The 25,916-nt window shown below is 42.5% G+C and carries 20 protein-coding genes; 1 reads left to right on the top strand and 19 read right to left on the bottom strand.

What is annotated here, in order from left to right; all coding sequences use genetic code 11:
• Nucleotides 1-22 precede the first annotated feature (22 nt).
• On the top strand, nt 23-781 hold the full coding sequence (locus tag STSP1_RS01160) for a prepilin-type N-terminal cleavage/methylation domain-containing protein (protein ID WP_085754589.1): 759 nt from the start codon (nt 23-25) through the stop codon (nt 779-781).
• A gap of 55 nt (nt 782-836) precedes the next feature.
• Here STSP1_RS01160 and STSP1_RS01155 read toward each other — a convergent pair whose 3' ends face one another.
• From STSP1_RS01155 to STSP1_RS01065, 19 genes are read right to left on the bottom strand one after another with little or no spacing between them, the layout of a single operon-like run.
• The gene (locus STSP1_RS01155) at nt 837-1,214 is read right to left on the bottom strand and encodes a carboxymuconolactone decarboxylase family protein (RefSeq protein WP_085754588.1); all 378 of its coding nucleotides are present in this window, start codon (nt 1,212-1,214) and stop codon (nt 837-839) included.
• 12 nt (nt 1,215-1,226) lie between these two features.
• Nucleotides 1,227-1,997 carry a helix-turn-helix domain-containing protein gene (locus tag STSP1_RS01150; protein ID WP_085754587.1) on the bottom strand — a complete coding sequence of 257 codons (771 nt, stop codon included), beginning with the start codon at nt 1,995-1,997 and terminating at the stop codon, nt 1,227-1,229.
• Nucleotides 1,998-2,016: 19 nt separating this feature from the next.
• Nucleotides 2,017-2,700, bottom strand: a complete 684-nt coding sequence (locus STSP1_RS01145) for a hypothetical protein (protein ID WP_085754586.1) — start codon at nt 2,698-2,700, stop codon at nt 2,017-2,019.
• Complete coding sequence (locus tag STSP1_RS01140; RefSeq protein ID WP_085754585.1) at nt 2,690-8,398, bottom strand: amino acid adenylation domain-containing protein; 5,709 nt, start codon at nt 8,396-8,398, stop codon at nt 2,690-2,692. The genes STSP1_RS01145 and STSP1_RS01140 overlap by 11 nt, the downstream gene beginning before the upstream one ends.
• A gap of 11 nt (nt 8,399-8,409) precedes the next feature.
• Entirely contained in the window at nt 8,410-8,811 is a 402-nt protein-coding gene (locus STSP1_RS01135) for a VanZ family protein (protein ID WP_085754584.1), read from the bottom strand.
• Between the two features lie 26 nt (nt 8,812-8,837).
• Nucleotides 8,838-10,778, bottom strand: coding sequence for a hybrid sensor histidine kinase/response regulator (locus STSP1_RS01130; protein ID WP_085754583.1), 1,941 nt, complete (start codon nt 10,776-10,778; stop codon nt 8,838-8,840).
• The gene (locus tag STSP1_RS01125; RefSeq protein ID WP_085754582.1) at nt 10,778-12,409 is read right to left on the bottom strand and encodes a lipopolysaccharide biosynthesis protein; all 1,632 of its coding nucleotides are present in this window, start codon (nt 12,407-12,409) and stop codon (nt 10,778-10,780) included. Before STSP1_RS01125 ends, STSP1_RS01130 begins: the two co-directional genes overlap by 1 nt.
• Before the next feature lie 56 nt (nt 12,410-12,465).
• A complete protein-coding gene (locus STSP1_RS01120) occupies nt 12,466-13,680 on the bottom strand; it encodes a polysaccharide pyruvyl transferase family protein (protein WP_085754581.1) in 1,215 nt (404 codons plus the stop codon).
• A gap of 52 nt (nt 13,681-13,732) precedes the next feature.
• Nucleotides 13,733-15,073: an O-antigen ligase family protein gene (locus STSP1_RS01115; protein ID WP_085754580.1), complete on the bottom strand. Its 1,341-nt coding sequence runs from the start codon at nt 15,071-15,073 to the stop codon at nt 13,733-13,735.
• Entirely contained in the window at nt 15,070-16,116 is a 1,047-nt protein-coding gene (locus STSP1_RS01110) for a polysaccharide biosynthesis/export family protein (RefSeq protein ID WP_085754579.1), read from the bottom strand. The genes STSP1_RS01115 and STSP1_RS01110 overlap by 4 nt, the downstream gene beginning before the upstream one ends.
• A 9-nt stretch (nt 16,117-16,125) precedes the next feature.
• A complete protein-coding gene (locus STSP1_RS01105) occupies nt 16,126-18,174 on the bottom strand; it encodes a GumC family protein (protein ID WP_085754578.1) in 2,049 nt (682 codons plus the stop codon).
• Complete coding sequence (locus STSP1_RS01100) at nt 18,167-19,312, bottom strand: alkaline phosphatase family protein (protein ID WP_085754577.1); 1,146 nt, start codon at nt 19,310-19,312, stop codon at nt 18,167-18,169. Before STSP1_RS01100 ends, STSP1_RS01105 begins: the two co-directional genes overlap by 8 nt.
• Nucleotides 19,312-20,436 (bottom strand): hypothetical protein, encoded by a 1,125-nt coding sequence (locus tag STSP1_RS01095; protein WP_085754576.1) that lies wholly within the window; start codon nt 20,434-20,436, stop codon nt 19,312-19,314. The genes STSP1_RS01100 and STSP1_RS01095 overlap by 1 nt, the downstream gene beginning before the upstream one ends.
• Nucleotides 20,437-20,446: 10 nt before the next feature.
• Nucleotides 20,447-21,061 carry a uridine kinase gene (gene udk, locus STSP1_RS01090; RefSeq protein ID WP_085754575.1) on the bottom strand — a complete coding sequence of 205 codons (615 nt, stop codon included), beginning with the start codon at nt 21,059-21,061 and terminating at the stop codon, nt 20,447-20,449.
• 14 nt (nt 21,062-21,075) lie between these two features.
• Nucleotides 21,076-22,473, bottom strand: coding sequence for a glycosyltransferase (locus tag STSP1_RS01085; protein WP_085754574.1), 1,398 nt, complete (start codon nt 22,471-22,473; stop codon nt 21,076-21,078).
• Nucleotides 22,474-22,500: 27 nt separating this feature from the next.
• Nucleotides 22,501-22,836, bottom strand: coding sequence for an STAS domain-containing protein (locus tag STSP1_RS01080; RefSeq protein WP_085754573.1), 336 nt, complete (start codon nt 22,834-22,836; stop codon nt 22,501-22,503).
• Nucleotides 22,837-22,856: 20 nt separating this feature from the next.
• Nucleotides 22,857-23,576, bottom strand: coding sequence for a sugar transferase (locus STSP1_RS01075; protein ID WP_085754572.1), 720 nt, complete (start codon nt 23,574-23,576; stop codon nt 22,857-22,859).
• A gap of 2 nt (nt 23,577-23,578) precedes the next feature.
• Nucleotides 23,579-24,799, bottom strand: coding sequence for a WecB/TagA/CpsF family glycosyltransferase (locus tag STSP1_RS01070; protein ID WP_085754571.1), 1,221 nt, complete (start codon nt 24,797-24,799; stop codon nt 23,579-23,581).
• A complete protein-coding gene (locus STSP1_RS01065; RefSeq protein WP_085754570.1) occupies nt 24,796-25,914 on the bottom strand; it encodes a glycosyltransferase family 4 protein in 1,119 nt (372 codons plus the stop codon). The genes STSP1_RS01070 and STSP1_RS01065 overlap by 4 nt, the downstream gene beginning before the upstream one ends.
• Nucleotides 25,915-25,916: the final 2 nt, after the last annotated feature.

The raw sequence follows: 25,916 nt of genomic DNA, 5'->3' as shown, positions 1-25,916 counted from the left end.
TTAACCCCGCTCCCATCATAATATGGCAAGAACAGAAAAACATAAATCAGGTTTCACGCTTATAGAGCTGCTTATAGTTATAGCCGTAACAGCTATGCTGATTTCAGTTCTACTTCCTGCGCTAGCTTCAGCGAGGCAGGAAGCTAAATCTGCTGTTTGCAAGAGCAGACTCAGGCAGATGTCTTTGGCTGCAAACTCATACAACAACACCTACGACGGCTATTTTCCCCTTGCCTACGATTTCAAAAAAACCGATTCTGGATTTTTGCACATCAACTGGGATTTTATAATCAAGAACTCAACTACGACTAAGCCTGGACTTCTCTGGATGGGCGAAAGCGAGCCTGAGATTCAGCAGTGCCCCGCTTTCAGGGGAAACTCAAACACCCCGTCAGACAGTTACACCGGCTACAATTACAATACCAGCTACATCGGCAGAGGGGCAAACGAAACCGTGAGCAGACCGGCTAAGATTGAAGAAATAAGCCGGCCTTACCGCTGCGCTGTGTTTGGAGACGGCGAATTTTCTGGGGGAGCAAACAAGTTTATGCGAAGCCCAGAGCCCAGCCGGTTTGACAAATCTTTCAGCGGAAGAAATGCAGGGACGCAAGGCTACCGGCACAACGGAAAAACCAATATTGCTTGGGCAGATGGACACGTGAATTCACAAAAAAAATGTTTTGCTGAAAACAGCAATGCGACCCGAAGCGATATTGAAAATCTGGCTGAGGGAACAGGATTTCTCTCCTCAGACAATTCTGCATACAGCCTCAAGCCATAAAAAAGACCGCCCAAGGAAATTAGACGGCCTTTATCTGAACAATTTTGAAAAGGAATCAGTCTGCCTTAATGTCATGATTCAGGCCAATAGACTTGTTGTATGTATTGAAGAGGCTCATCATAGACGCCATCTCAATAGCCGCAGTAATTTCCTCATCGCTGATCCCCTGCTGCTTGGCAAGAGCTCTGTGGGCATCAATGCAGTAGCTGCAGCCATTAGCTGCACTTACGGCAATCGCTATCAGTTCTTTGGTTTTTCCGTCCAGCCCTGCACCGGCGGTTTCCATAACCTTCAGCACTCCTTCAAGGAAATTGCCGTTTCTGCCCATAGCCTGAAAAGTTTCTGGAAGGAAGCCAAAATTCTTTTCCAGATTATTCTGGATCTCAACTGCTTTCTCATCCCCTGTCTTGTTGTAAAGTTTTGTAATAGCCATAAATGTTCCCCTTTATAAATATTGGTATTTCAGTACAGCTTTATAGACCCCGTTCAGCCGGTAAGTAGAGGCTTTAGACGGCGGGAAATCGGTATTCCTCGGCTGCAGCCTGATACTTCCATCATTTTCATAATAAACCCTCTTAAAGGTAGCCTCAAACGGGTCTTTGAATCTTACGAAGCAGTCATCTCCGTTGTTCACCGCCCTTGAAGGCGAAAACACAACGATATCCCCCTCGCAGTAATCTGGTTTCATAGAATCCCCTACAACCCTCACAGCAAATGCATTCGGATCGTTAAGTCCCGGGCAGTTAATGTATTCGTCAGCAAAGCCGGCAGGGTAAGACAGGTCTCCAAAATCAGCCGGATATCCTGCGCTTACCTTATTGATAACGGGAATCACACCGGAAATGCTGTTTTTGCGAAAATCCTTTATGTCTAAGTGATGTTTCTCGAGAAACCGGCGAACCTGTCCGGTATTATCCTCCTGAAGCATTTCTGAGAGAATCCGCCTGAGTCTTTCGTTTTCCACAAATGAGCCTTCAATCTGATCCCTGAGCAGGATGGGCATCTTCTTCATTTCGGCAAGATAAAGCAGCTCGCCCCTGTCAAAACCAAGCAGATCTTCCAGCTTTGTAAGAAAATCCTGCCCGGGGGGATTGCGAACTTTTCCGGTTTCAACGGTGGAGATGTACGGCTTAGAATAGCCGATTTTCTCGCTTACATCATCAAGAGTAAGCTGGAGCTCTTTCCTTCTCTTCCTTATTATCTTGCCAAGTACCATCGTTTTCCCGCTTTGCTTTTCAATGAAAGTTTATGCAGAAGAAAGTTAAAATGAAATCCTCATTTACAATATAATCATAATAAAAAGAACGGTGAGAATCACGTAAAAATTTTTTTTGCATATAATCGGAGATCGGAAGAATTTCAACTGCCCCGTTATTTTTGTAATCAATCAGGACTTCGGCAAAATCTATAAACCTCCTTTCAAAATTGCCGAAACATTTGGCTATAGATTCCCTGAGAGAAAATGAAACTGCCGCCCTTGGCAGGGATAAATCTGAGATAATCTGGCGGAATTCAGTCTGCGGGATATAGCCTTCAATGTCCTCAGGGTTTATATCTTCCAACACCTCCATATCCGCTCCTATGCTTTGGAAGCTGCTTGCCGGAGCGGCAGCCGCAAACACAAACCCTCCAGAATGGGATATTGAGCAGGTTACACTGCTGCCGGTTTTAACGCTTCCATTGGGGGTTACCGTTAGATCTCCGAAAGACACATTCATCTTGGATAATATTTTTTTTAGTAAATGCCTGCCGGTAGAAAATTCCTCTGCCCTCTGCTTTCGGGCATTTCTGATAGCCTCATTCTCTAAAACAGAAAGCTTGCTGGTGTAATCAGATGCTTGGGCAATCTCAAAACGAACATCCGACGGCAGTATTTCTCTCCATCCCCTGCTAAGAGCATTTAGTCTTTCAGTTTGCATTGATCACCTGATCAATTTTTTCTCTTATGAACTTCGGCAGGACTTTCGATTTCCTGATAATAAAACCGTGATCACCTGGGATAACTTTAAGCTCCACATTGTTGACAAAATTTTTCCATCCGAGAGTATCGCCCCTGAGAAGCCAATGCTCTCTTTTAGCGGCAGTGCAAAGTATGATTTCGCCATTGTATTTATGGATTTTATGGCTTCTGGCTGCATTGAGATTTATTTTGTAAACACCTTCTCTGTTTGAAACATATTTATTCTTAATTTCATTATCCTGCATGCTGAAACGCTCTCCTATAATCTCCTCAACACTTTCAAACTGTTTATGTTTCTTCAGATATGAAATTATGAATTTAAACATACCAGACGGCCCGAGCGATGCCAGATTACAAGCTATATCAAAATAGTATGACAGATTAATATCAGCTGGAGGCATTGACGGGGCATCTACCATCAAAAGCATGCCCACCTGCCTTCCCATACCTTTGAGCATCTGAGCCATCTCGTAGGCAATAAAACCGCCAAAACACCAGCCTGCGAGCAGAAAAGGCCCTTCGGGTTGAAAATCAAGCATAAGCTTTACATAATGCTCCGCCATTTCAGGCAGTGTTTTATGGGCTTTATCCAAATCAGAAAGGCCGGCAGACTGAAAGCCATAACAAGGCTGGTCTTTGCCGAGATGATGAACCAAATTTGCATAGCCGAGCACATCTCCGCTTAGAGAATGGATAAAATAAACAGGCAGACGCCCCCTGCTGCCCTTATTAAGTTCAATAAGACATTTCTCCCCGCTGCAGCATGCTTCTCCCGCAACCCTGAAGTCCAGACATCCGGAAAGCCTGGAAATCTCAGGATACTGAAGTATCTTTTCTATTCCGACATAGAGCCCCCGCTCAGACAGCAAAGAATCCATTTTTATAAGCATCAATGAATGTCCGCCCAAGTCGAAGAAATTCTCATAAACGCCAAAATCGCTCCTCCCCAGCAGCTGCTCCCAGATATCCCACAGAACCTCTTCCATAGGATTGCGAGGCATAACAACTTTTGAATCCGTCCGGTTTGGCTGGGGCACATCCTCTTTAGCTATTTCAAGAAGTGCATCACGGTCTGTCTTGCCGTTGTGGTTTAACGGAATTTTTTCAACAGTGAAAATTTGAGCGGGCTGCATATAATCCGGGAGCTTCTCTTTAAGATAAGACAGCAGTTTTTCTTCAGAAAAATTATTTATATCATCAGCAGCCACAAAGCAAAGCAGTTTTATTTCCGAATCCTGTTCATCTGATGATATTACCGCCGCCTCCTTTACACCTCCATATTCTGTAACCGCTTTTTCAATCTCGCCGGGCTCAACACGGAAACCGCGTATCTGAATCTGAGAGTCTTTTCGGCCTATGTATTCAAGATTTCCGTCTTCTTTTCTTCTTACCAAATCGCCCGTGCGATACATTCTCGCTGCCGGGTCAAACGGGCTTTGAATAAATCTTTCTTCCATCTCTTCATCAAGCCCAATATACCCGCGTGCTACCCCCTTGCCGCTGATGCAAAGCTCACCCTCGCTCCCTTTGGCAACAGGCTTGAGATCTGCCCCTAAAATGTGCGCTTTATTTCCTGAAATTGCAACACCTATATCAGGGAATTCCCCGCCAGCACAAGCCGGAGAAACCTTCCCGGATGTTGCTATTACGGTACATTCTGTAGGACCGTATTCGTTATACAAATCAAAACTGAGTCCCGCAGGCGGGCGTTTCTTTAGTCTCTCACCACCCGTTTTAAGTACCCTAAGACTGCATTCTGAAGGCCAATTTTCGAAAACGGCAAGTTCAGCGAGCTGGGTAGTCATATCGCATATTGTTATCCGACTAGCGCAAAGCCATTCAATCATTTTCTTAGGGTTAAGTACGATTCTCTCTTGAGGTATATAAACGCTCGCTCCAGCCATCAGATAAGGCCATATCTCAGATACAGAGGTGTCGAAGCTGCTTCTTGCCAGATTGCTTGCCCTGTCGCGAGCATTGATCTGATAATAATTCAACTGCCACTCAATAAGATTTTTGAGATTCCTCCTCTCAACCTCAACTCCCTTCGGATTTCCGGTGGAGCCTGAAGTATATATAACATAAGCAAGGCTGTCCTCCGAAACATCAACACAAATCCGCTCCTTCCTTTCAGTATTTTTCAGCTGATCTAAATCAACAGGAAAACAGGTGATACCTTCAAGAAAGGCTTTATTCACTGTGCCTGCTGGAGCAAAAGCGCAAGAAACCTGAGCATTCTGAATAATATAATCAATTCTCTCATCAGGATAATCGGGATCTACAGGAACATATCCCCCTCCTGCTTTGAGCACCGCCAGCGCAGCGGCAATAAATTCGAGGCTGCTGTCATAAAAAACCGCAACCCTGCTGTCTGCCTTAACACCGGCATTTATCAGCTTACTAGCGAGCAAATCTGTTATTTTATCGAGCTCTGAGTAAGTGAGAAAATTTGAATCAGCACAGACTGCCGGCTTATCCGGGCTTAACCCTGAAAATCTAACAAAACTTTCTGGCAGATCAATAGGTCCATTTTCTAATTCTGACATCTTACTTTCATTGAAGGGCTCTAAAGAGATCAAATCAGAAATTTTAGAGTCTGGTGAAGAGATTATTTTATCTGAAATTTCGAAAAGTTCGTCCGAGAGTTCATCGACTACTGAACTTGTAAAAATATTTGTGTTATATTCAAACCATCCCTCAATATTTCCATTACGTAATTCCAGAACCAAGGCTAAGTCAACCTTTGCTGTGTTATTGCCAATATCGTCAACGCGCATTTTACTGCTTCCCAATTCTGCTTCAGGGATGTGGGCATTTTGGAAACTGAAAAGATGCTGAAAAAGAGGATGAGCAGAAGGATACTTCACTAAATTCAAATCATGCACGTGATTTTCTAAAGGATAATTCTGGTTTGCAAAGGCCTGCAAGGTATCTTTTTTTACAGTATCAAGCAATGAAATAATACTGTTTTCAGGCAAAATATTTAATCTTTGAACTATACCATTTATGAAGAGCCCAACCAGCTGCTCTGTTTGCAAGTCGGGACGGTTGGCTATTGGCGAGCCTACAATTATTTCATTTGTATCAGTATGTCCTCTAAGCAGAAGCGAGTATGCAGTTAAAAGAAGCATATATTCAGTAATCGAATTTTTTGAGCAGAAATCCTCAATCTTTCTGCTTCTTTCTTTTCCAAAATTAAAATAATGCCTTCTGCCTTCAAATGTATATGCTTCTGGCCTGGGAAGGGTGCAATCAAGCATCAAGAGACCTTTTATTCCATCTAATTTGTCTAGCCAGAATTTTTTCTGCTCCTGTGCGTCCTGAGACCCCAGCCATTTCTCAAGCCACAGAGAGTAGTCAAAATATGAAATCTCAGGTCTTAAATTTTCTGCATCGCCGCCTACTAAGAGAGTTTCATAAATTCCCTTTAACTGTTTAACGAAAACTGCAAGGGAGAAACCATCAAAGACAGCATGGTGGAAACTTGCGAGCAAAGTGTAGGTTTGAGAGTCATATTTAAGGAGAGCAAATCTGCAAACATTCCCTTCCTTTAAATCAAACTTGCAATCTCTAAACCCGCAAATAATCTCTTCCGATAAATCCTCGGCCTCTTCGGCTGAGATATCCGAAAGATCATGAAAGACATAATCAACTGAGTAATCCTCTTTTTCTTTTATGAGATAAGAGTCTGAAATAAGAAACTTAAGCCTCAAACAGTGCTGAAATTCAACAAGCTTTTTAACAGACAACTCAAGAAGCTCAACATCTAACTTGCCAGAAATCTCAAAGCTGCAGATAATATTGCAAACATTAATCTCCGAACTGAAAGAGTCTAAGAGCCACATATGGACTTGCCATGGGGTTGCGGGGGCCTTATTAAGCCCTTTATGTTCAATACGCGAGCCAGAAAACTGCTCAGATCCTTTAACTATCTCTGCGAGAGAGCGAATCGTAGGGTAATCAAACATATGCCTAACGGTTATTTTGGAGCCGAATCTTTCATTAATCCTCGAAACCGCCCTGAAAGCTTTGAGCGAATGCCCGCCGGCATCAAAAAAATTTGTGTCTGCGGAAAAGTTATCATCGCCCAATACTTCTTCCCAAATTTCAAAAATCGCTTTCTCTTTATCAGAAAGTTCTTTTGGATCTGCATTTTCATTATTATCAGACTGATTGAAATATTCTCCTGAAGCTAAGGCAGAGCGGTCTATTTTGCCGTTTAATGTTTTAGGCAGACTATCCAAAAATATAATTTTTGATGGCATCATATAAGAAGGTAAGTTTTCTGAGATAACCTTCTTGAGCTTTTCCAAACAATCTGATGTGTTATCCAGAGTTTCAGCAAAGGCAACAATCCTCTTTGCCGCCTGCCCCTGCTTAAGAACAACCGCTGCTTGCGATATATATGACTGTTTTAATATTAAAGACTCAATTTCACCAAGCTCAATTCTAAAACCTCTAATCTTAACCATCCGGTCTGTTCTGCCGTGAAATTCAATGCTGCCGTCTTTGAGCCTTGCCCCGAGATCGCCCGTTTTATACATTTTCGCATCTCGGGTTTTCGAAAACTTATCAGGGAGAAATTTAGCCTTGGTAAGCTCAGGGTCTTTCAGATAACCATCCCCAACACCTGCTCCTGCGATAAAGATCTCACCCACCTGACCATCTTCCACAGGATTAAGGCTCTCATTAAGGATATAAACCTTAGCTCCCGAAATAGGAAAGCCAATATTTGGAAATTTATTCTTGCTTTGCTCAGGAGTGATCTCTGCATACGTTGAAACTACAGTACATTCGCTTGGACCGTAGTGATCAAACATTTTGAATGGAGCATCGGGCTTAGGTGCCTTGCGAAGGGCGTCCCCGCCGCTGAAAAGATACTTCAAACGGCATTCTTCAGGCCATTTCAAGTCTAAGCAGCTCTCAGCTAAAGGCGTTGGCATAAAACAGGTGTCCAAATTATTTTCTTTTATCCATTCTAATAATTTGGGCGGCTCATAAAGAAGCTCATCAGGAGGTATTGATATCAAACCGCCGGAAGCGATAAACGGCCATATTTCAAACAGAGAGGCATCAAAAGCTGGCCTGGAAATCCAGCTGGTTTTAGTTCCCGACTTGAAATTATAACATACTACCATCCAGTTAACAAAATTTGCAAGGCATTTATGAGTAATCTTAGTGCCTTTCGGCTCGCCTGTCGAGCCGCTGGTGAATATCACATAGGCAAGTCTGTCGTCCGATACTTTTCGCTCATTTCTTAAAGGAGAGGATGTTTTTATATCATCTATTTCAACATAAACAATTTCAGCACCTTCGGAAATCTGAAGTGCAGGAATATCAGGCTGAGAAAGAAGAAGCTTAATATCTGCATCGCTGATTATTTTTTGCAGCCGTGCCAGCGGGAGTTCAGAATCAAGAGACACATAAACGCATCCAGCCTTCATAATGCCAAGGGCTGATGCGATAAATTCAATACTTCTGGATGAATAAATCCCAACAACTTCGCCGGTAAGACCCCTTTTTTCTATTGCTTTGGCAATATTCTCAGAAGCATTATCAAGCTCAAGATAGCTCAGAGTTCGCCTACCTTGCAGTAAAGCTGAAGCATCTGGCGTTGCCTCGGCCTGTTCGAGGAACATATCAACAATATTATTCATTACTGCCTTTCTTAATTAGACAAAATAAGGCGTATTTTGCCGATTGTCAAATAATAAAGCACCTTGAGAGCCTTTGCTGCAAACGTGCCTGAAACAATACCCTTTAAGTCTGCATAATAGTCTGCCATACAATATTCTCTGCCGAAAAACTGCTGGGTGTATTCATCAAGGAAACCAACGCCTGCAAGAACGATGATAATCGCAAAACTTATAAGAACACTTTTCCAGCTCGCAGCGCTGAAACTGAGGTTGTAAAGGAATGCTAACAAGAAATACGCTGCAAAATGAATCATTTTATCATTATAATTAGCCGCATCGGGCAACCAGCCGGCTGGTATATGAGTAAGAAAAAAAACAACAATTGTTAATATTACAGAAAGAACAACTGCTTGGTATTGAATCTTTAAAAGCATATTTATTTTCTCAAATCAGGCCTCGTTCAATCAAGCATACTCTGTATTGCATCAACCAGCGTATCTCTGTCAACAGGCTTTGAGACATACGAGTTGAAGCCTTCTGAGAGCAAACTGTCTCTGTCCCCTTTCATAGCCTTGGCTGTTAATGCTATAACAGGAACATCAAGTCCTCTTTCACGGAGTTTTCTAAACGCTGTTACACCGTCCATCTCGGGCATCATTATATCCATCAGAATAACATCATAGCTTGATTCTTCCAGCATATCAAGCGCTACCTTGCCGTTCTCCGCACTTTCTACCTTATACAAATCACCTACCATCATCTGAACCGTGATTCTGCCGAATTTGTTATCCTCCACAAGCAAAACACGGGGCATCTTTATCTCTGCCTCCTCTGAAGAGCCTTCACCAAGGGCAGTGCTGCTCTGGTAGGCACTAAGCTGTCCAGATGATTTATCGTATTCTTCTCCTGGGAGCTGATAGCCGCCGGCTTCTCTGGCCTTGATCTTATCTAAATTCGCAGGAACAGAAAACTTGAACTTAGTTCCTTTGCCCACCTCGCTCTCGGCCTTTATGCCGCCACCGAGAAGGTTGAGAAGCTTTTTACATATCGCAAGGCCAAGCCCTGTGCCGGAATATTTTTTTGTTGTAGAGCTGTCCACCTGCTTGAACTCATCAAAAATACCGTTCATATCTTCCTGGGCAATACCGATTCCGGTATCCTCAATCTCAAATTTCAGCATATCGTCCTTGAGAAAACACCTCAGATATACCGTGCCCTGATCGGTGAATTTGACAGCGTTTCCAAGTATGTTAAGGAGAACCTGATTTACCTTTTGCTTGTCTGAATAGATAAGATCCGGAACGGAGCTACCGATCTCAAGGGCAACTTCAACATCTTTATCACCCACCATCCCCTTTGCAACACTCCTCAGAGGCAGCAGCAGCTCCTGAGGATCGAACACGTCATATTTAATATCCAGCCTGCCCGCTTCAATCTTGGATAGATCGAGGATATCGTTTATTAGCAGCAAGAGCCTCTGGCCGCTTTCGTTAATTATTTTGAGCCCTTCAATCTGTTTTTCCGTAAGGTTGTCTAAATTGTATTTTGAAAGGGTTTGCGATATCCCTATTATTGCGTTCATCGGCGTTCGGATTTCGTGGCTCATATTTGCAAGAAAATCGCTTTTTGCCTGATTAGCTCTCTCAGCTGCCTCTTTAGCCCTGAGAAGCTCAGAGACATCCATAAGAGTTATGATATACCCGCCCTTCTGGTCTGCCCCCTGAACGGCGCTGAGCTTAACCTCATAAACCCGGTTTCCAATTTCGTATGTACAGGGTTCAGAGGGCTTATTGCACGGCTGAGTATCCATTTTACCCGAAACAAAGCTGCCGAATTCACCGAGATCTTTAAGGTACTTTCCTACAAGCGAGCTTCTCATAGTATTGAAACAATCAGCGAAGCGCTTGTTGACCTCAATTATTTTTCCGGATTCATCAACAGATGCTATGCCATCATTAATATTGGCGAAAATGGCTTTCAGCTTGGCCGCTTCTTCTCTAACCTTTTTTTCAACCTTGTTTCTCTCAATTGCATAAAGTATAAACTGAGGCAGAGAGTGAATCATCTGATCGTTTTTAACGATGTAATCTGAAGCCCCGTTTTTAATAGATTCAAGGCCGATCTTGTCATCATCAAGACCTGTAAGCACGATAATAGGGATGTCTTCAGAATTCTTTTTCACGCTAGTAAGCGTAGCAACGCCTTCACTGTCCGGAAGCCCGAGATCAGTGAGAACGAGATTGTAGCTGTTGTTTTGAATGTAATCCAGACCGGTTTTGAGGTCTTCTGCAAAATCTGCCTTGAGAAGATTAGAGTGCCTTGATTTTTTGAAAGACAGCCTGATAAGTGAACTGTCATTTTTATTGTCTTCGATTACTAAGATTCTATTTTGTTCGCTCATTAAGCACTCCTTCTCAATTTCCTATTAAAGAAATCTGCAATCAGCTTATTTAAATCTGCTCGTTCCTGTTTTTTAATTCCTATTGTATAGAACAACATCATATACATTCCGCAAGACAGGGCTGATAAAAAGACTAATGCCAGCAGCTTTAACATACCTGAATGCTCAGCAAAATACCTGACAATCATCCCTGCATTTTCCCCTGCGGCAATATTCAATACCCCCGAAACAATAAGAGGGTAAACAGTGTCTTTAAGGAAAAACGTAATTGCTGCAATTACCAATCCGGTTACCAAACTACCTAGTACAGAATATTTCAGGAAATAAAGCGGCGACACTTTTGCAAATCTGCATGCTGTCGGCACATTGTAAACACAACCGAAAAAGACATTTGGAACCAAAGTTCCTATAGCTACGCCTATTATTCCCATCATTCTAACGAGTATAACACTTATTAGCAAATTCGCAAGACACTCAATCACAGAAACAATTGCCAATTCCTTCTGCCGGTCGCACATCAGCAGTATCTGGATAGAGCTGCTTCGCATTACAACGTAGAAGTACTGCGAAACCAGAAGTATGACAGCGCAGATTTGGCTTTCAGCCCTTGTTAGGTCTAACCATGTTTCAAAAAGCGGTCCGACGAAAATAATAAGCGGCACAAGCATCATCGTAGAAATAAAGGCTATCACCCTGCTGGAGTAAAGCTGCATTCTCGCAAGGGAATCCAGATCACCAGAAGTATGCATAACTGAAGCCACAGGGCCGAGATTATCATTGAACTGCATTGCAAAGCTTTGAAAAACGCTGCCAAGCTTGCTGGCAACCTGATAATACGCCACGAATGCCACACCTATACTTGCTGAAATTACCAAATTGTCTGTCCTGAAGATTATGAGTTTGCTGCAGATTATAAGGTAAACAAATATCGAAAAGCCCATAACCTCTTTTATCATTGAAGGTGAGAAAAACCTAAAACTGATTCTCATATGCTCCAGTTTGATAAAGGCGTATATCAGCATAACTATCTTGCTGCCTATATGATTTAAAACTGTTGCTATTGTCATTTCCCACAGCCCGTAGCCGTTTTTTATAAGCCACACCATAACAATGAGATTAAGAGCCGCAAAAACAGCATCTATGTTGTTTCTCAACCAGATAAGCTGTATTCCCCGCAGAAGTCCTGGAGAGAATCCTACAGGGAAAATGAGAGCCGTCCCAAAACCGAATAGAAGGAAAACTTTTCTGTAGTAATCAACGTTACTGCCCGGTTCAAGATTGCTGATTGGCTCAATAAAAATGCTTATAATCACTGTAGCGACAATTATGATAAGAGAAATAAACCAATAACTGAAAAATACAGTGGATACAAGTTTGTTGAATCGCTCCCAGTTCTTATTTACTGTTACCTGACTGGCGTATTTCTGAACAGCTGTACCAAGACCGAAATCAAGAAGCAGAGAATAGCCGAAGATTGTCCATAAAAGCCCCCAAAAGCCATAATCCTGCCTTGAGAGCCCTGTAAACTGAACTCTCACTAATATGATCATTGAGATCATATTAAACAGCAGCAGTCCGTAATTGGACAGGGTGTTCAGGAACATTTTTTTAGCAACACCAAAGTTGGACATTTAATTCTCTCTTAATTATTTCACCTTAAGAAGGCAATGTAAAACAAGCTGTTAAGTCAGCTAAGCACGTCTTTTAAGAGCTCTTTAGCATTTTTTAAACGTTTTAAAAGTTTTTCACGCACTTCTTTACTCTTCTCTTCAAATTCTTCCCTGCTGCCAAGATGATAAACTGTTTGCTGATAAAGCCTTTCAAAGTTGCAGCTCTCAACATTTCCGGCAGACTGCATACCAAACTCAGCAAGGAAATTATCGACTTTAGACCCTCTGCTTATACCAATAAACGGCACATGTAGAATTGAAGAGAGTATCAGCAGGTGCAGGCGGCTGCTTATTATGCAATCCAGTTTTGAGGTTAGAGCAAGTATATCCGCTGGTTCGTATCTACCCTCAAGCAGCAGTGAATTTTCAGGGCTTCTCATCTGCATTTTTATCTGATTCATCAATTCAGAATCTGTTACAGGGTTCATAGGCACAAATATAATCCCAACCCCCTGCTCTGTGAGCTTGTCGAGAAAATCAACCAGTCCCCTGCTGTTCTGAACCTGCCGCTGGGCAGAAATACAAATACCAACCTTCTGTTTTTTAGACTCACAAAACTCCCTAACCTTTGAAGAGAACGGGGCATCAGACCACGGTGTTTGCTCCTGTATAAGAGCTGAATCAGCCCCTACAACCAATTCGCCTGCATTCCCGCATTTCTCAACCTCACTCTTTGTAGGATGATCTCTCAGCACAACCAAATCAGAATTCAGAAGTGATTTGGCTATTTGCCGGCGCATTGTTTTATCAATTCTGCAATTTTGTTTTTTCACAAAATCAAAAACTCCGAAGGTCAAAGCATCAGCAATCTGAAGGATGTTTTTCAGTTTACCAGGCTGAAGGCGATACATAAACGGGTTCAGGCATGTATTCATACCCACACCCCAAACTACTGTTTTAGTGCCGGCGTTTTGCGATTTTTTGAGCATATCTGTTGTTATATGAGGGTAGTCTGAAAGACCTGTTGCACCGCTCCAGATAAACACATCGCTTTGCTTTAAGGCCGCATCCATACTATCACGATCAGCTTCAGGCTCGAAATATGCAAGAGGTACAGTATTCACATTCAATTTTCTTTTAGCAGCATTCTCGTCGTTAGTGCTTACAGTGATCTCGGAATGCGGCGCATACTCCCGAACAATCTTTACTACATTTTCAAGTATGCACTCGTCTCCTACATTATTGCAGCCAAACGGCACGCCGCCCAGCAGAATCTTCAGTTTTCTTTCCATTTATATCACCTTAAAAAAACGCTATTCTAAGAAATATTACTAAAACAAGGCTCTACTTGAGCATTGCAGCAGGCTTAAGCAAGGTGCCTTTTCTGTTTATTCTGTCCACACAATTAATAACTGCAAAAACAAACATCAACTGATACAAGTTGTTAGTTTGCCTGAGAACCCATTCAAGCGTTGACTGCACATAAATGGCCGTCAAACTGCCCCAGAGCCCCATTGAAATCACTTTAAGCCTCATATCATTTGCCTTAAAGATATTCATAATATTCCTGAAATAAAATGAAAAAATGAAAGCAATAAATATTCCCAGATTATACCAGCCGGTTTCTGCGGCAGTAAGCAAATAAACTGTTTCTACAAGCGCCCCCTGATTTTCTAAAGTGCCGTCCCAACCTATATCTATATGGCTTATGTAAGGATAATCGACAGTCATATACCTTGTAAAATTATTTATTCCAACTCCTAATATGTTCTCATCTGCCATCTTTTGAGCAGCTATTGCAAGAGAAACTCTGGTTTCAGCAGATGCCTCAGGGGCATTGACAAATCTCTCCACAATAGAATCCAGCGCTTTCAAAAGCCCAGCCATGCCCACTAGCGCGAAGAGCGTGATAACAAATACCTTGCGCATACTGAATCTCCAGGATATCTGCTGAACGAAAACAATGAACACACCTATTATGGTGCATAACATACCCGCTCTTGAAAGGCTTGAGACAACACAGAAAAACTCTAACCCGATAATAAAAATCCAATACAGCATCTCAGGTGTTTTTTTTGCAGACATCAGCATTGAAAAGTGTACGCACAGAAAAACAGAAATATACATAACCATCGAATTCTGATGCGGAAAAGGACCTGAAGACTGGAATTCGCCTATAAGATATTTCTGCTGTGCTACAAGTATAGCTATATATATAGCTATAAAAGAAGTAAATATAAATGCTCTTCTGATGATTTTAGGAGTAACAAGAAGATTGTTCATCAGCCAGAAGAATGTATAAACCCTTAAAAATTTGAACAGCTCAAAACCGGAGAACAGTTTGTTTTCCGCATTTACCATTGAAAGAACGCAGCCGAGAAAAAAAACTCCGAAAAGCAGTGAACCCTTGGGCAAGCCGGTAAGATGATATTTATCCTTTTTCGATATTGCGTAGGTGAGCAGTATAATAACTGTCATATCCACCATTCCAATCGCAAAGCCCCTTGAAGTTCCTCGGAACCATTCGTGAGAGAAAAAATTTATGTCTATCAGCTTTGAAGTAAAAAATATGCAAAAACCCAGAAAAAACCATGAGGTTTTAGGGAACCGGTTTATAACGATAGAGCATACCGGCACAACAGTTATAAAAATCAGAAAAAACTGTATGTACTTAGCTTCTATCAACGCCCGTTGTCCTCATTGTTGGTAACGCCTGCATAATCAAGGGTTTCGAAAGTAGGCATAATCTGGCTGATCAAATCATTCCAGTTAGCTATAGGCGTCTGTGGGACATATACGATATCTCCGGGTTTCAATTTGAAGTCCAGCATCTGGCCGTCGAGTATCTCGGGATAATTAACCGTAAACACTACAGGATTGCTCAGCCCTCCCCTCACAACTCTGAGATCCTTCCTTCTTGCACCAATCTTGAAGCCGCCGGAGTAAGTTATCGCATGGCTTACTGTCATATTATCGCGATAGGCATAAGCCGCCGGCGATGGTACAGCACCAAAGACGTATATTTCCTGATTCCTTGTAGAAGGCACATATATATAATCCCCGGGCAGAAGAGGTATATTGTGCAGCATATCCTGCTCACGGATAAGTTTAACAAAATCAACGGGTAGGGTTTTTCCGTCTCGTACTATGTAAGAATTTTCCAGATCGGCCATTTCAACAGTGTTCCCTCGAAACATACCCGTTTGAAATCCCCCTGCTGTTGCAATAGCATCCAGCAGATTCATCTGGCTTGAAATCGGGAAAGTACCCGAGTCTGTTACCTTTCCGAGAATTGTAAAACTCCCGCTTTTCATTTCCACGGGGTTCAAAGTAACCCTCGGCTCTACAAGATACTTTTCGTAAGCCTTTTCTATTTTTCCTGTAGCCTGAGCTACTGAGAGCTCCATAACCTCTATATCACCAACCAAAGGCAGAGAAATACATCCGTCGGTTCGAACTGTCAGATTTTTGGAACTCAGCTCAGGCTCATTATAAACCTGAACATCAAGCACATCAGACATCCCGATAGTGTAGGGCTCCATCCGCACCTTCTGAAGCTCTCTTAACTGTTCAACCACCTGCTGCTCTGTTCTTGGCCTTGCGCCTACAAATGTATAGGCGGCCTTATCCATCTCCGGTGAATCTACTATGTGCGGAACGAATCTCTCTCTGTTTGCACAACCAAGAAAAAGAGAAGCAAGCAAAATGTAAATCGTGCATCTAATCATATCTATACATCAACCCAAACTTAAATCACCAAAATTAATCACTGTACCAACTTTTTTGTCGGTCCCTGCTGAAGCAAGTTTGGTAACCTTATCCAAAGCAGATACTGTATTGCTTCCATACTTTGTTACAAGAATATTGTAGTTTGAAGAATGCATAATGCAGCTGGAAACCTGATAATTTTTCTTCGGAGAAAACAGCTCAACGAAGATGTAATCATATTCTGAGAAGCTGTTTTTGAAGTTTTCCACCATTTCGGGAAGAATGTTCATCTTGCTGACGTTGCTGTCGATAATATAGTAAAGCCTTGAGACCCTTTCATTTATCCTAACCGGCTCGGGCAGATCCATATTCTCTTCCCTGAAGTCTTGGAAATTGATTATAGATTCCTTTGGCACCTGAATAATCCTCTTTGCGTCTTCTTCTACTACACGCTTTAGGATCAAAAACCTCTTGCCTGTAACGGATTTCATATCTGTTATATCATCCATTATTGTGCTCTTACCCTCTTTATTCTTCACTGAAGAGAAGCTTACCATTATAGTACCGCTGCTTGTGAGCTGGTCGATCTTATTAACCACCACCTGAAGCGTAGAAAAATAAGTGGTAAGGGTAGAATTCTTCTTTTTGGGAAGAGTTCCTATAAATTCAACGGCTGTCATGGAATCAAGGTCTCCGGGCACCTTGACGCCCGGACTAAATATTGCATAAACCAGCACAAATACCACGCCGAAGAAAGCGGTGCCGAAGGTTGAAACAATTGCCAGAATTTTCCGGCCTGTGGGCTCCGGGAAAACCGGAGCAACCGCCCTTTCAAGGATACCTATATCGTGGGAACTTGAATCCTTAGCTATCCTAACTTCAGATATTCGTCTGTCTATAACGTCCAAAAGCTCTCGTGAAACATCAACTTTATGCTTGGCATTCATATATTCCTCCTGAATATTTGAAATGCCTTTGAGCTCTGAACGAATCTCCTCAATGCGTTTTTTTCTTTTTGAAATAGTTTCATCCAAAACTACATACTCATTCTTCATAGAAGTGAGCTGCGATTCGAGATCTTGACGAATCGTGTTAAGTGAAAATGTCCTGCTGTCCGGGACTTCCTTTTCCTGAGCATTCTCTTGTTTGTACTTTTTAAGCTGCTTAAGCTTGAGCTTCATCTCTTTTATCTTGGGGTTATTCTCTGTGTATCTCTGAAGGCTCCTTTCAAGTTCCCGCTCAAGCATTTCGATTTCTTTGCCGCTCTCTCTTGTAATAGTTTCACTAACCTGAATCTTCTCCGGCAGGTCGGCAATCCTTTTCTTCATATCCTCAATTTTAGAATTGAGCTCCTCCTTCTTCATAAGGGCTTCCTGATAAGCCACCTCCGCATCACTGAGCTGACCCATCTTCATTTCGAGCTCTTGATCCGGCTGGATCACGCCCAGCTTTTCCTTAACCTTTTTCAGCTCATCTTCAGCATCGCTAACCTGCTGAAACACTTTCTCCCTTTGACTGAGATAGTACTGATAAACCTCCTGAGCAGATTCATTGAAAACCTTCGAATAAGTTTCAATAAAAACCTCGCACATTGTATTTGCTATATCTTTGCAAAGCTCGGGATCCTTGTAAGTGGTGGTTACGTAAAAAGTATCAGACCGATTCCCTGCACGAACCTTTATAATCCCGTATAGATCCCTCACATTCATTTCAAGATCCAGCCGGTCTATCACCTTTTCCAGATTTCGTCTTATCTTAACTGTTTCCAGAACAGTATTAGCATCAACCTGAGGATACAGATACGGCCCCTCTTCGTTTCGGCCGAGCCTAACCATAATTGCCTGAGTGGTGTAAACCTTGGTTTTGTATTTTGAGATATAGAAAAATGAAGCAAGCCCCGAGCCGATCGAGATCATGGTAATAGGCAGAAGCCAGTACAGCAAGAGCTTAAGTATATACTTAAAATTAAGCCTTATAAGGAGGTTCATTCCCCCCATTTCCTGCTGGGCATGCATCAAGCCTCTTGCAGCAGGGTCAAATGAGTGGGTTAAATGCTGATCATTGTCAGGTTCATACATTAGAGATCTCTCGCTCCAAGGCTCTTCTAATATCAGTTATTGAATTTACGTCTTCGGGTATATGCCTGTCGGACTTTATAAAACAGTAAGAATCTTTGTCATCCGGATGATAGCCGTGCATTCCGGGAATGCTCTTAAGCCCCATAAAGCTCGGGACTATCAAGGTGCCGGCATTCATCAGGAAAATCACCTCTCCAAATTTACGGTCTTCAAAGAACACCCGCATCTGTTTGAGTTCTTCATCGCTTACTATATACCCTTTACTGCATTGATTTAGCTTTTCTGTTATCCGGCTTCTGGCGCTGTCGTTCATAAACCAGAATCTTGCCATAGTAGAATCGTACATAGCAACATAATCCTTGCCAAATTCAAGGCCGAGTGAGTCTATTTGTGAGATCAGATCTACCGATTCTGTTACGTTAGCCATTCCGTGGTCTGAGATAGCAAAAAACGCAACTTCATCATATTTTTCTTCAGCAAGCTTTTTCACTTCCCTTACCTGCTCTTCAAGCCATCTTATCTTCTCTTCCACCTGCGGAGCATTATTCCCGAATTCGTGCATAACAGCATCAAGCTTGGGGAGATAGAGATACATAAATTCAATCTTGCCCTCGTTAATTGTATCCTTGGCAATCTCGAGATTTCTCTTCTCAGGCAAACGCCAGTTGGAACAGTGATAGGGAATCTCTTCGCTGTAGAGCCTGTCGAAAATGGTGTCGGTAGCGAGTATGCCTCCGGGAACAAAATAATCTCTCTTCTCCAAATAATCAAAATACGGCAAAACCTCAAATGGGACGCTGTATATTTGGAAATAGCCAGTATATCCGTAAAACTTCGCGAGTATCTTGCTCAGCCAGTGCCGTACACGGCCTCTGTCGAAGATCTGGCGGGGCAGTATGGAAAGCAGTTTCATAAGTTTGAACGGCGAATTTTCGGGGGCATAATAAAAGCACGACCAGTGGGTATGCTCATCAGGATAGCGGCCGGTAAGTATTGAGGGGTCTGCTGCTGAAGAGAAGCCGAAAGTTGTACGAAGCCTTCTCGCCTCCGGAAGAATATCATCCAGAAAACCGTACCTCTTGTAAACTTCCCATCCGAAAGCATCGATAAAGGTGCATATTGTTATCTTCTTGCCCATCAGTTAAACCTTTCCCACAAACGCATAAACCTTTCACGTTTGCGATCTTCCTTTTCACAGCCTAGTGCGCAGCAAATCTGCCTTAAATCCAGAGTTTTATCCCCGAGAAAATGAGGCAGCACATAAAAAAGCCTGTATCGTGGGTACTTCAAATACCATTTAAATGAAAAATTCTCAAACCCGCACGTGCGGGAGTTCAGTACAACATTTTTGAGAATCTGCTTTAAGCTGCAATTCTGCATTTGCTTATTTTTTATCGAATATAAAACCGCTTCAAAATTATTATCAGTTTGGTAAAGCCTGCTCATTGTATAGCAGTATATTTGCAGATGCAAATCAACAGTTTTTTCGAGTAGCTCTTCCAACTGCTTTTTCGAAAAGATATTCCTCTTCGGGCGAAATTTATATTCCATAGAATCTGCATAAAGCTCTGCAAGACCGAATTGAGCTGTCTCAGGATTCTGCTGAAGGCCGTTAAATATCTCAAGCCTCTTGAGGTATGAATAATGATACTGCCCTTCAGCCATAATTAGCGAATCGCCCTGCGCCATCAGGGCCTTATAAATATTCCGCGTAATGAATTCGTCCTTCTCTTTATCAAGCCGCCCCTCCTTTAATCTTTCAGAAGCAAGGGTAAGCCCGGCACCTCTGTTCAGCAGGAGCTTGGCTGCTTCCATAAGGCTGATCCGGCTGCCTTCATACTCGGGCATTATATCAAGGGCATTTTTATTTCCCCAGATAATTTTATGCCCGTATTTGAGCTCATAGTTAAAAAGTGTAAACGGCGCGCGTTTCATTTGAGAAACAGTTTTAAGGGGGCCGAAATCCACCTCTATACCGCATTGTTCCTCCAGAGAAGGAGAAAGTGCGTTTAGCTTTTCCTGATAATCAGACGCCTTCGCTCCGTCTTTAATTACGACAAACATATCGTAGTCGTTGTAGAGTTTCTCCTCTCCATCTTCAAAGAAAACGCCTCCCTCCTGCCTTCCGTATCCGCCTGCAAGAACTACCGCCACAAGTACGTGGTCAGGAATTACAGATAACACCGCCTGATTTATAATCTCGCAGTGGCTGTCTATAAGCGAATCAATCTTATCTCCGTAAACTGTATATCTGCTCGCCATAGAAACCTTTCTATCCAGATTTTCTCAAACCGTAGATCTTATCGATTAAATCATCAGTAATCTGCTCCATATCGCCTTCGCCGTCGAAAACGCAGTCGGCTTCTTCTCTGCTGGGGTAAATATACTTTTCGTGCATCGGCCTTACTGTGCTTAGATACTGATTTATTACCGATTCAACACCTCTTCCCCTCTCGCTGGTATCACGAATTATTCTCCTTGCAAGCCTGATATCTGCGGGACATTCCACAAAAACTTTAAGCGATGCCAGAACCAGAAGTTCCTGCTGGCAGAGGGTAAAAAGCCCTTCAATAAACACAAATTCAGCAGGCTGGATAATCTTCGTTTCAGAGGTTCTGGTATGGGTTGAGAAATCGTAAACCGGCACTTCAGCAGGCTTGGATTCGGCAAGGCTTTCCACAGCGCTGCAAAGCCAGTCTTTATCAATTGCCGAGGGCATATCGAAATTGTGGTTAAGAAGCTGCTCTTCTGAGAAGGACGATAAATCTTTATAAAAGTTATCGGTGGGTATTACAACACCCGCCGGCTCCACCCTGCTCAGAGCAGTGGAGCAGAGCGTTGATTTACCCGAGCAACTGCCTCCTGCTATTAAAATTACTGTGGACATCCCTGTACACCATTTCACTGATTATTATAAAAAAATCTGTTAAAGATAGACCCAAACAAAACCTGAATATCCATAAGCGGCGTTCTGTGATAACAGTAAAACGAATCGTTGAGCATAGCCTGATCTAAGTCGTAATTTGGTGATATGCTCTCAGAGTAGCTGAATATTCCTGGCCTATAAAACTGAAGAGATTCAATAAAATTACGGGTTTTATCAGTGTCCTCATAGAGCGTGTTGCCGGTTAGATGAATATTTCCCTTGAACGCCTCTATCAGAAGCGGGAATTTATCGAGAGAAAGCTTAACAAACAGGTTGAGAATAAAATTGCTTTTATTTACAACATTCACTCTCACTGTGCGCAGATTTTTTGAAATCACAAAGCTTTTTCGTTTAAAATTATCTCTGCTCGCATTGACAAACGGCCAAAAGACACTGTAAGGAACGCAGTAAACTATAATAAGGAAAATCGTAATAGCGTAGTGAGCAAATTTTCTTATTGTAGCTGTTCTGGCCTTCTCAGCAATCTTGGAAGTGAGGAAGCTGTCAACAATCTCTATCCTGTCGCCGGTATCCGGAGAGATCAGGTAATTCTTGTACACGATTTTGTTTACAAGCTCAACGCCAGGACCGATATAGCTGTTTCCATATATAATACTCGAAGATACTGTGGCATCGGAGTCTATGATTATATTATCGCCGATTATTGTTTCCGCTCCGATAGAGCAGGAATTTCTGAGCTGCACGTTATTTCCTATCATAACGGGCTTATCGATCCTGCTGCTTTTTGCAAGAGCAACATTCTGGCCGATAAATACATCCCTCTCGCTGCTGTAGCCCGGGAGAACAAAATTGGCGGCTCTTTCCCTTATAACCGACCTGCTCAGGGCGAAATAGTCCTGAATGCCGTCTATACGGGAGATTGAGAGCGTGGAATCAAGAAACTCCTCAAGAGCTTCCCAGTCAACACGCCCCTCCGTATCACGGCTGTTCAGAGAATAGATTCTGAAATCACCTTCCTGAAGATAGCCCGTAGAGGCGTTAATAAAATCAGAGTAATCCACCTTTTCCTTGTCATAATTGATAAAACCGAATCCATCAATCACCAAAAGATCAGAGCTTGTGCAGAAACCCTTGTTTTTCAGGAACACCTTTGCAAGAGAATCTTCTTTTCTTGAAAGATTGTAAGTTATATCAACGCCCAGACTCTCTCCGCTGCCAAGGAAGTTGTTGATGCTTCCGTTATCATCAACTGTAACCACCCTTATCTGTTTGATTCCTATAAGCGCGCAGAAATCCACATAATACTCCAGAAGCGGCTTATTCGCTATTCTGAGCTTATACGGAGACTCGTCTGGGAAAAAGCTTTTCACCCAGTCGGTATTGTCAGGTCTGCAATAAATAAGAGCCTTCATAGAATCCCTTCAGCAGGAAGAATATATTTACAAACTAAAACTCTCAACCGCTGTATCTAAATCGTCATAGATATCAAAGACCTTATGAGCACGAGTAATCTCAAACACCATTTTCGGTTTTGGAGAAAGATTAACAATTTTGAGATCACCGCCCTTGGGGATGGTTTTCTTCAGACATGAAACCAGCCCTCCAAGACCAGTACTATCTATAAACTCAAGCTTCTCAAGATTAAAAACAAACTTGCTGTTTGTTTCGATATACTTATCGAATTGAGTTTTCAGATTTTGCACAGTGTTAGAGTCCAGCCTGCCTTCCAAAGAAAGCACGCAAACATCATCCCGTATTTCCATGTCGAACTTCATAAAGTTCCTTTCTTCTTTATTTAATATCCGCCTTTGCCAAGCAAAACTGCCGGTATAGTTTTTAAGAGTAATTTAACATCAGTAATAAAGCTCTGGCTTTTTATATAGTCCAAATCAAGCTGCACCTGCTGTGTAAATGGTATATCGCTTCTGCCGGAAACCTGCCAGACGCAGGTTATCCCCGGGCGAACATGCAGTCTTTTTCTCTGCTCCAGTGTATATTGGGCAACCTCAGCAGGGAGCGGAGGCCTTGGGCCTACAAGGCTCATATCTCCTTTAAGCACATTAAACAGCTGAGGCAGCTCATCTATGCTGAATTTCCTGATAAATCTGCCGATGGGGGTTACTCTTGGGTCCTTTTTCATTTTGAATATAACACCATCAGAAGATTCGTTGGAATCTAAAATTTCGTCTTTGATCTTGTCTGCGTTTACAACCATAGACCTGAATTTATACATATCGAAAAGACGCCCGTTCTTGCCCACTCTTTTCTGAACGAACAGCACAGGGCCTTTATCGTGCAGATATATTGTTAACGCAGTGATAATAAAGACGGGAGACAAAATCAATATCGCCGTCAAAGAGCCTGCTATATCAATAACTCTTTTCAGAAATAAAGAAAAAATCAGAGTCCATTCCCAACTATAGACCTTCATCTTTCTCTTAAGCAGCTCCGACTTTGTCGGTGCTGTTACAACTTCATCAAGAAGCTGCTGTCTTACAATAGGATCGATGTCCATATTCAACCCTTATCTAATTGCTTCTTCCATTTTTGCACCCGGCGAATAAACACCGGGTTTCCCAAAATATAACGCCGCCACATTCGCCCGGGCTCCTGAATAAGGCGGTAAATCCACTCGCCGCCTAAATCCCTCAGCCAGCCGGGGGCTCGCTTTATATTGCCCGAGTAGAAATCGAACAATCCGCCCACGCCCATTACTACCGGCGGAGCAAGCCTGCTTCTGTTTTCATAAATCCACTTTTCCTGAACAGGCACGCCAAATGCCACAAGAAGTACCTGAGCACCTGTTTCATTTACTGCATCTATAACAGACTCGCTCTCAGTATCTTTGTTGAAGTAGCCGTCTCGGAAGCCTGTTATCTTTAATCTGGTATATTTCTCTTTCAGCATTGAAACCATCTTGGCGGCTATGCCTGGTTTTGCACCAAGAAAGTATATAGAATAGCCCCTCTGCTCGCACATACTGCAAAGCAAAGGGAACATATCAGTCCCATTTACATTTTGTTTCAGAGTCTGTCCTGTCATTTTACTGCCTATGTTTATTCCTACTCCATCAGGAAACACATAATCGGCCTTCCTTAGTATATCAAAATAATACTTGTCTGTGAAGGTTTTATTTAAACAATCAGGATTTATAAAAAAGTACATTCCTTTGGCAGAATTCTCAACCCCCTTCTGAATAAACCTCAATGCCTCGTTCATAGTACAGTTGTTAAAGGTAACATCCAGAAGGGTAACGCTGTCTTTAATAGAGCCCTCATCGGATTTATAGATCGAAGCAGGAATGTATTTTACCATTATAGCAAAGTCTTTTTTGAGTCCCCTTCCGCTGAGCTGGAGAAGATCTATATCTGTTTTTTCAGCATGATGGATTTTTGTATGCCTTTTGACATACCACAAATTAAAAATCCCCGGCTTGAATTCTGCAATTTTTTCAGGTATCTGGCTTTGGGAGTATTCCTCGCAGGGGTAGAAACTCGTACCGACAAGCGTAATATCGCCTTTAAGCAGGCTTAAAAACAGGGGCAGCGAAGAAAAAAAAGAGCTTTGCATCCCAAACCAGCAAACCTTAACCTGCTTGAAATCTTTACCGAAAATTATTCTGCAAGTCAGAAAATCTTTGCCGGCAAATATTGAGACAAACGCCCATACAATCCCGCTCGGCAAGCAAATCAGAATAAGGACTATAACAGAAACAATTATGTCTATAAGCCGCCTCACTTTCGGCTCCTTATGTTTGTGAACTGATCCAAAATTGACTCAACGTGCTTCTCCCAACTGAAGTCCTCAACCCTCTTTTTCCCTTTCTCAATCAGCTCTGAGCTGAGCTTTTCATCCTTGACAGCCAGTTCTATCTTTTCTGCGATTTCCTGCGGATTTTTCGGATCAAAAAGCAATACGGCATCTCCGCCGATCTCTTCCAGAGAAGTATTTTCGGAGCAAACACAGGGAATGCCGCAATACATCGCCTCCAGAAGAGGAATACCAAACCCCTCGCAAAATGAAGGAAACGCATATACCGATGCCCCTTTGTAGAGTTGAGGCAGGTAGGAATCTTCAACAAAGCCCAGAAAATTTATTCGCTCTTTTTTCTCAGATCTCTCGGCGGCCTCCCTTACAGCTCTCGCGCCAGACCAATCGCTGCCCGCAAAGACAAGCTGATACTCAGAATAATGATCATTTAGCTGCTCAAAGGCTTTTATGAGGTTCAGGTGGTTCTTGCCCGGGTGTTCAATTCTTGATATATACAAAATATAAGGTGGCTCAACTCTCAGCTCAGCGAGCTTTTCCGGGGAATATTCAGTGTCAAGACGCTTACGGTCGAAGCCGTTGTAGTTTACGAATATCCTGCTCTTATCTATATTGTAATATTTGAGTATATCATCCTCTGTGCTTTTGCTGATTGCACAGATCTTATCGGCCCTGTTCAAAAATTTTCTCAGAAACTTAAAAACATACCAAACCCTCAAACGGTCGTATTTTTCAGATACATGGAATTGTGAGAGGTCGTGGAAGGTTGCCACAGAAGGCCTTGAGAACCACGAAAAGAGCCTCCTGTTTGCCGCAGGGAGGAAAATGCAATCACATTTACCCGCAGCAGGACGGAAGGGCAAAACAAACAGATGCCAGAGGGCATTGAAAGCTGGGCAGCCGAAAAAATCAGGATATTTCACAAGCTCAACATTCTCCATACCCTCAAAGAATTTTGCATCGGAGCTCAAAACAGCAAGCTCAATCTTAGCTTTCTTCGCAAGCCCGCTAACCACGTTATAGATGTAGTTTGAGATGCCGCTTCTTCCGCTGTCGAACGCCATAGCGCTAACGAATATTTTCATAA

Source organism: Sedimentisphaera salicampi (assembly GCF_002117005.1).
GTDB lineage: Bacteria > Planctomycetota > Phycisphaerae > Sedimentisphaerales > Sedimentisphaeraceae > Sedimentisphaera > Sedimentisphaera salicampi.
This window is presented reverse-complemented; position numbering and strand designations above follow the sequence as displayed.

Coding starts and splice junctions, on each gene's coding strand:
- STSP1_RS01160 (WP_085754589.1), top strand. CDS start 23: ATGGCAAGAACAGAAAAACATAAATCAGGTTTCACGCTTATAGAGCTG.
- STSP1_RS01155 (WP_085754588.1), bottom strand. CDS start 1,214: ATGGCTATTACAAAACTTTACAACAAGACAGGGGATGAGAAAGCAGTT.
- STSP1_RS01150 (WP_085754587.1), bottom strand. CDS start 1,997: ATGGTACTTGGCAAGATAATAAGGAAGAGAAGGAAAGAGCTCCAGCTT.
- STSP1_RS01145 (WP_085754586.1), bottom strand. CDS start 2,700: ATGCAAACTGAAAGACTAAATGCTCTTAGCAGGGGATGGAGAGAAATA.
- STSP1_RS01140 (WP_085754585.1), bottom strand. CDS start 8,398: ATGAATAATATTGTTGATATGTTCCTCGAACAGGCCGAGGCAACGCCA.
- STSP1_RS01135 (WP_085754584.1), bottom strand. CDS start 8,811: ATGCTTTTAAAGATTCAATACCAAGCAGTTGTTCTTTCTGTAATATTA.
- STSP1_RS01130 (WP_085754583.1), bottom strand. CDS start 10,778: ATGAGCGAACAAAATAGAATCTTAGTAATCGAAGACAATAAAAATGAC.
- STSP1_RS01125 (WP_085754582.1), bottom strand. CDS start 12,409: ATGTCCAACTTTGGTGTTGCTAAAAAAATGTTCCTGAACACCCTGTCC.
- STSP1_RS01120 (WP_085754581.1), bottom strand. CDS start 13,680: ATGGAAAGAAAACTGAAGATTCTGCTGGGCGGCGTGCCGTTTGGCTGC.
- STSP1_RS01110 (WP_085754579.1), bottom strand. CDS start 16,116: ATGATTAGATGCACGATTTACATTTTGCTTGCTTCTCTTTTTCTTGGT.
- STSP1_RS01105 (WP_085754578.1), bottom strand. CDS start 18,174: ATGTATGAACCTGACAATGATCAGCATTTAACCCACTCATTTGACCCT.
- STSP1_RS01100 (WP_085754577.1), bottom strand. CDS start 19,312: ATGGGCAAGAAGATAACAATATGCACCTTTATCGATGCTTTCGGATGG.
- STSP1_RS01095 (WP_085754576.1), bottom strand. CDS start 20,436: ATGGCGAGCAGATATACAGTTTACGGAGATAAGATTGATTCGCTTATA.
- udk (WP_085754575.1), bottom strand. CDS start 21,061: ATGTCCACAGTAATTTTAATAGCAGGAGGCAGTTGCTCGGGTAAATCA.
- STSP1_RS01085 (WP_085754574.1), bottom strand. CDS start 22,473: ATGAAGGCTCTTATTTATTGCAGACCTGACAATACCGACTGGGTGAAA.
- STSP1_RS01080 (WP_085754573.1), bottom strand. CDS start 22,836: ATGAAGTTCGACATGGAAATACGGGATGATGTTTGCGTGCTTTCTTTG.
- STSP1_RS01075 (WP_085754572.1), bottom strand. CDS start 23,576: ATGGACATCGATCCTATTGTAAGACAGCAGCTTCTTGATGAAGTTGTA.
- STSP1_RS01065 (WP_085754570.1), bottom strand. CDS start 25,914: ATGAAAATATTCGTTAGCGCTATGGCGTTCGACAGCGGAAGAAGCGGC.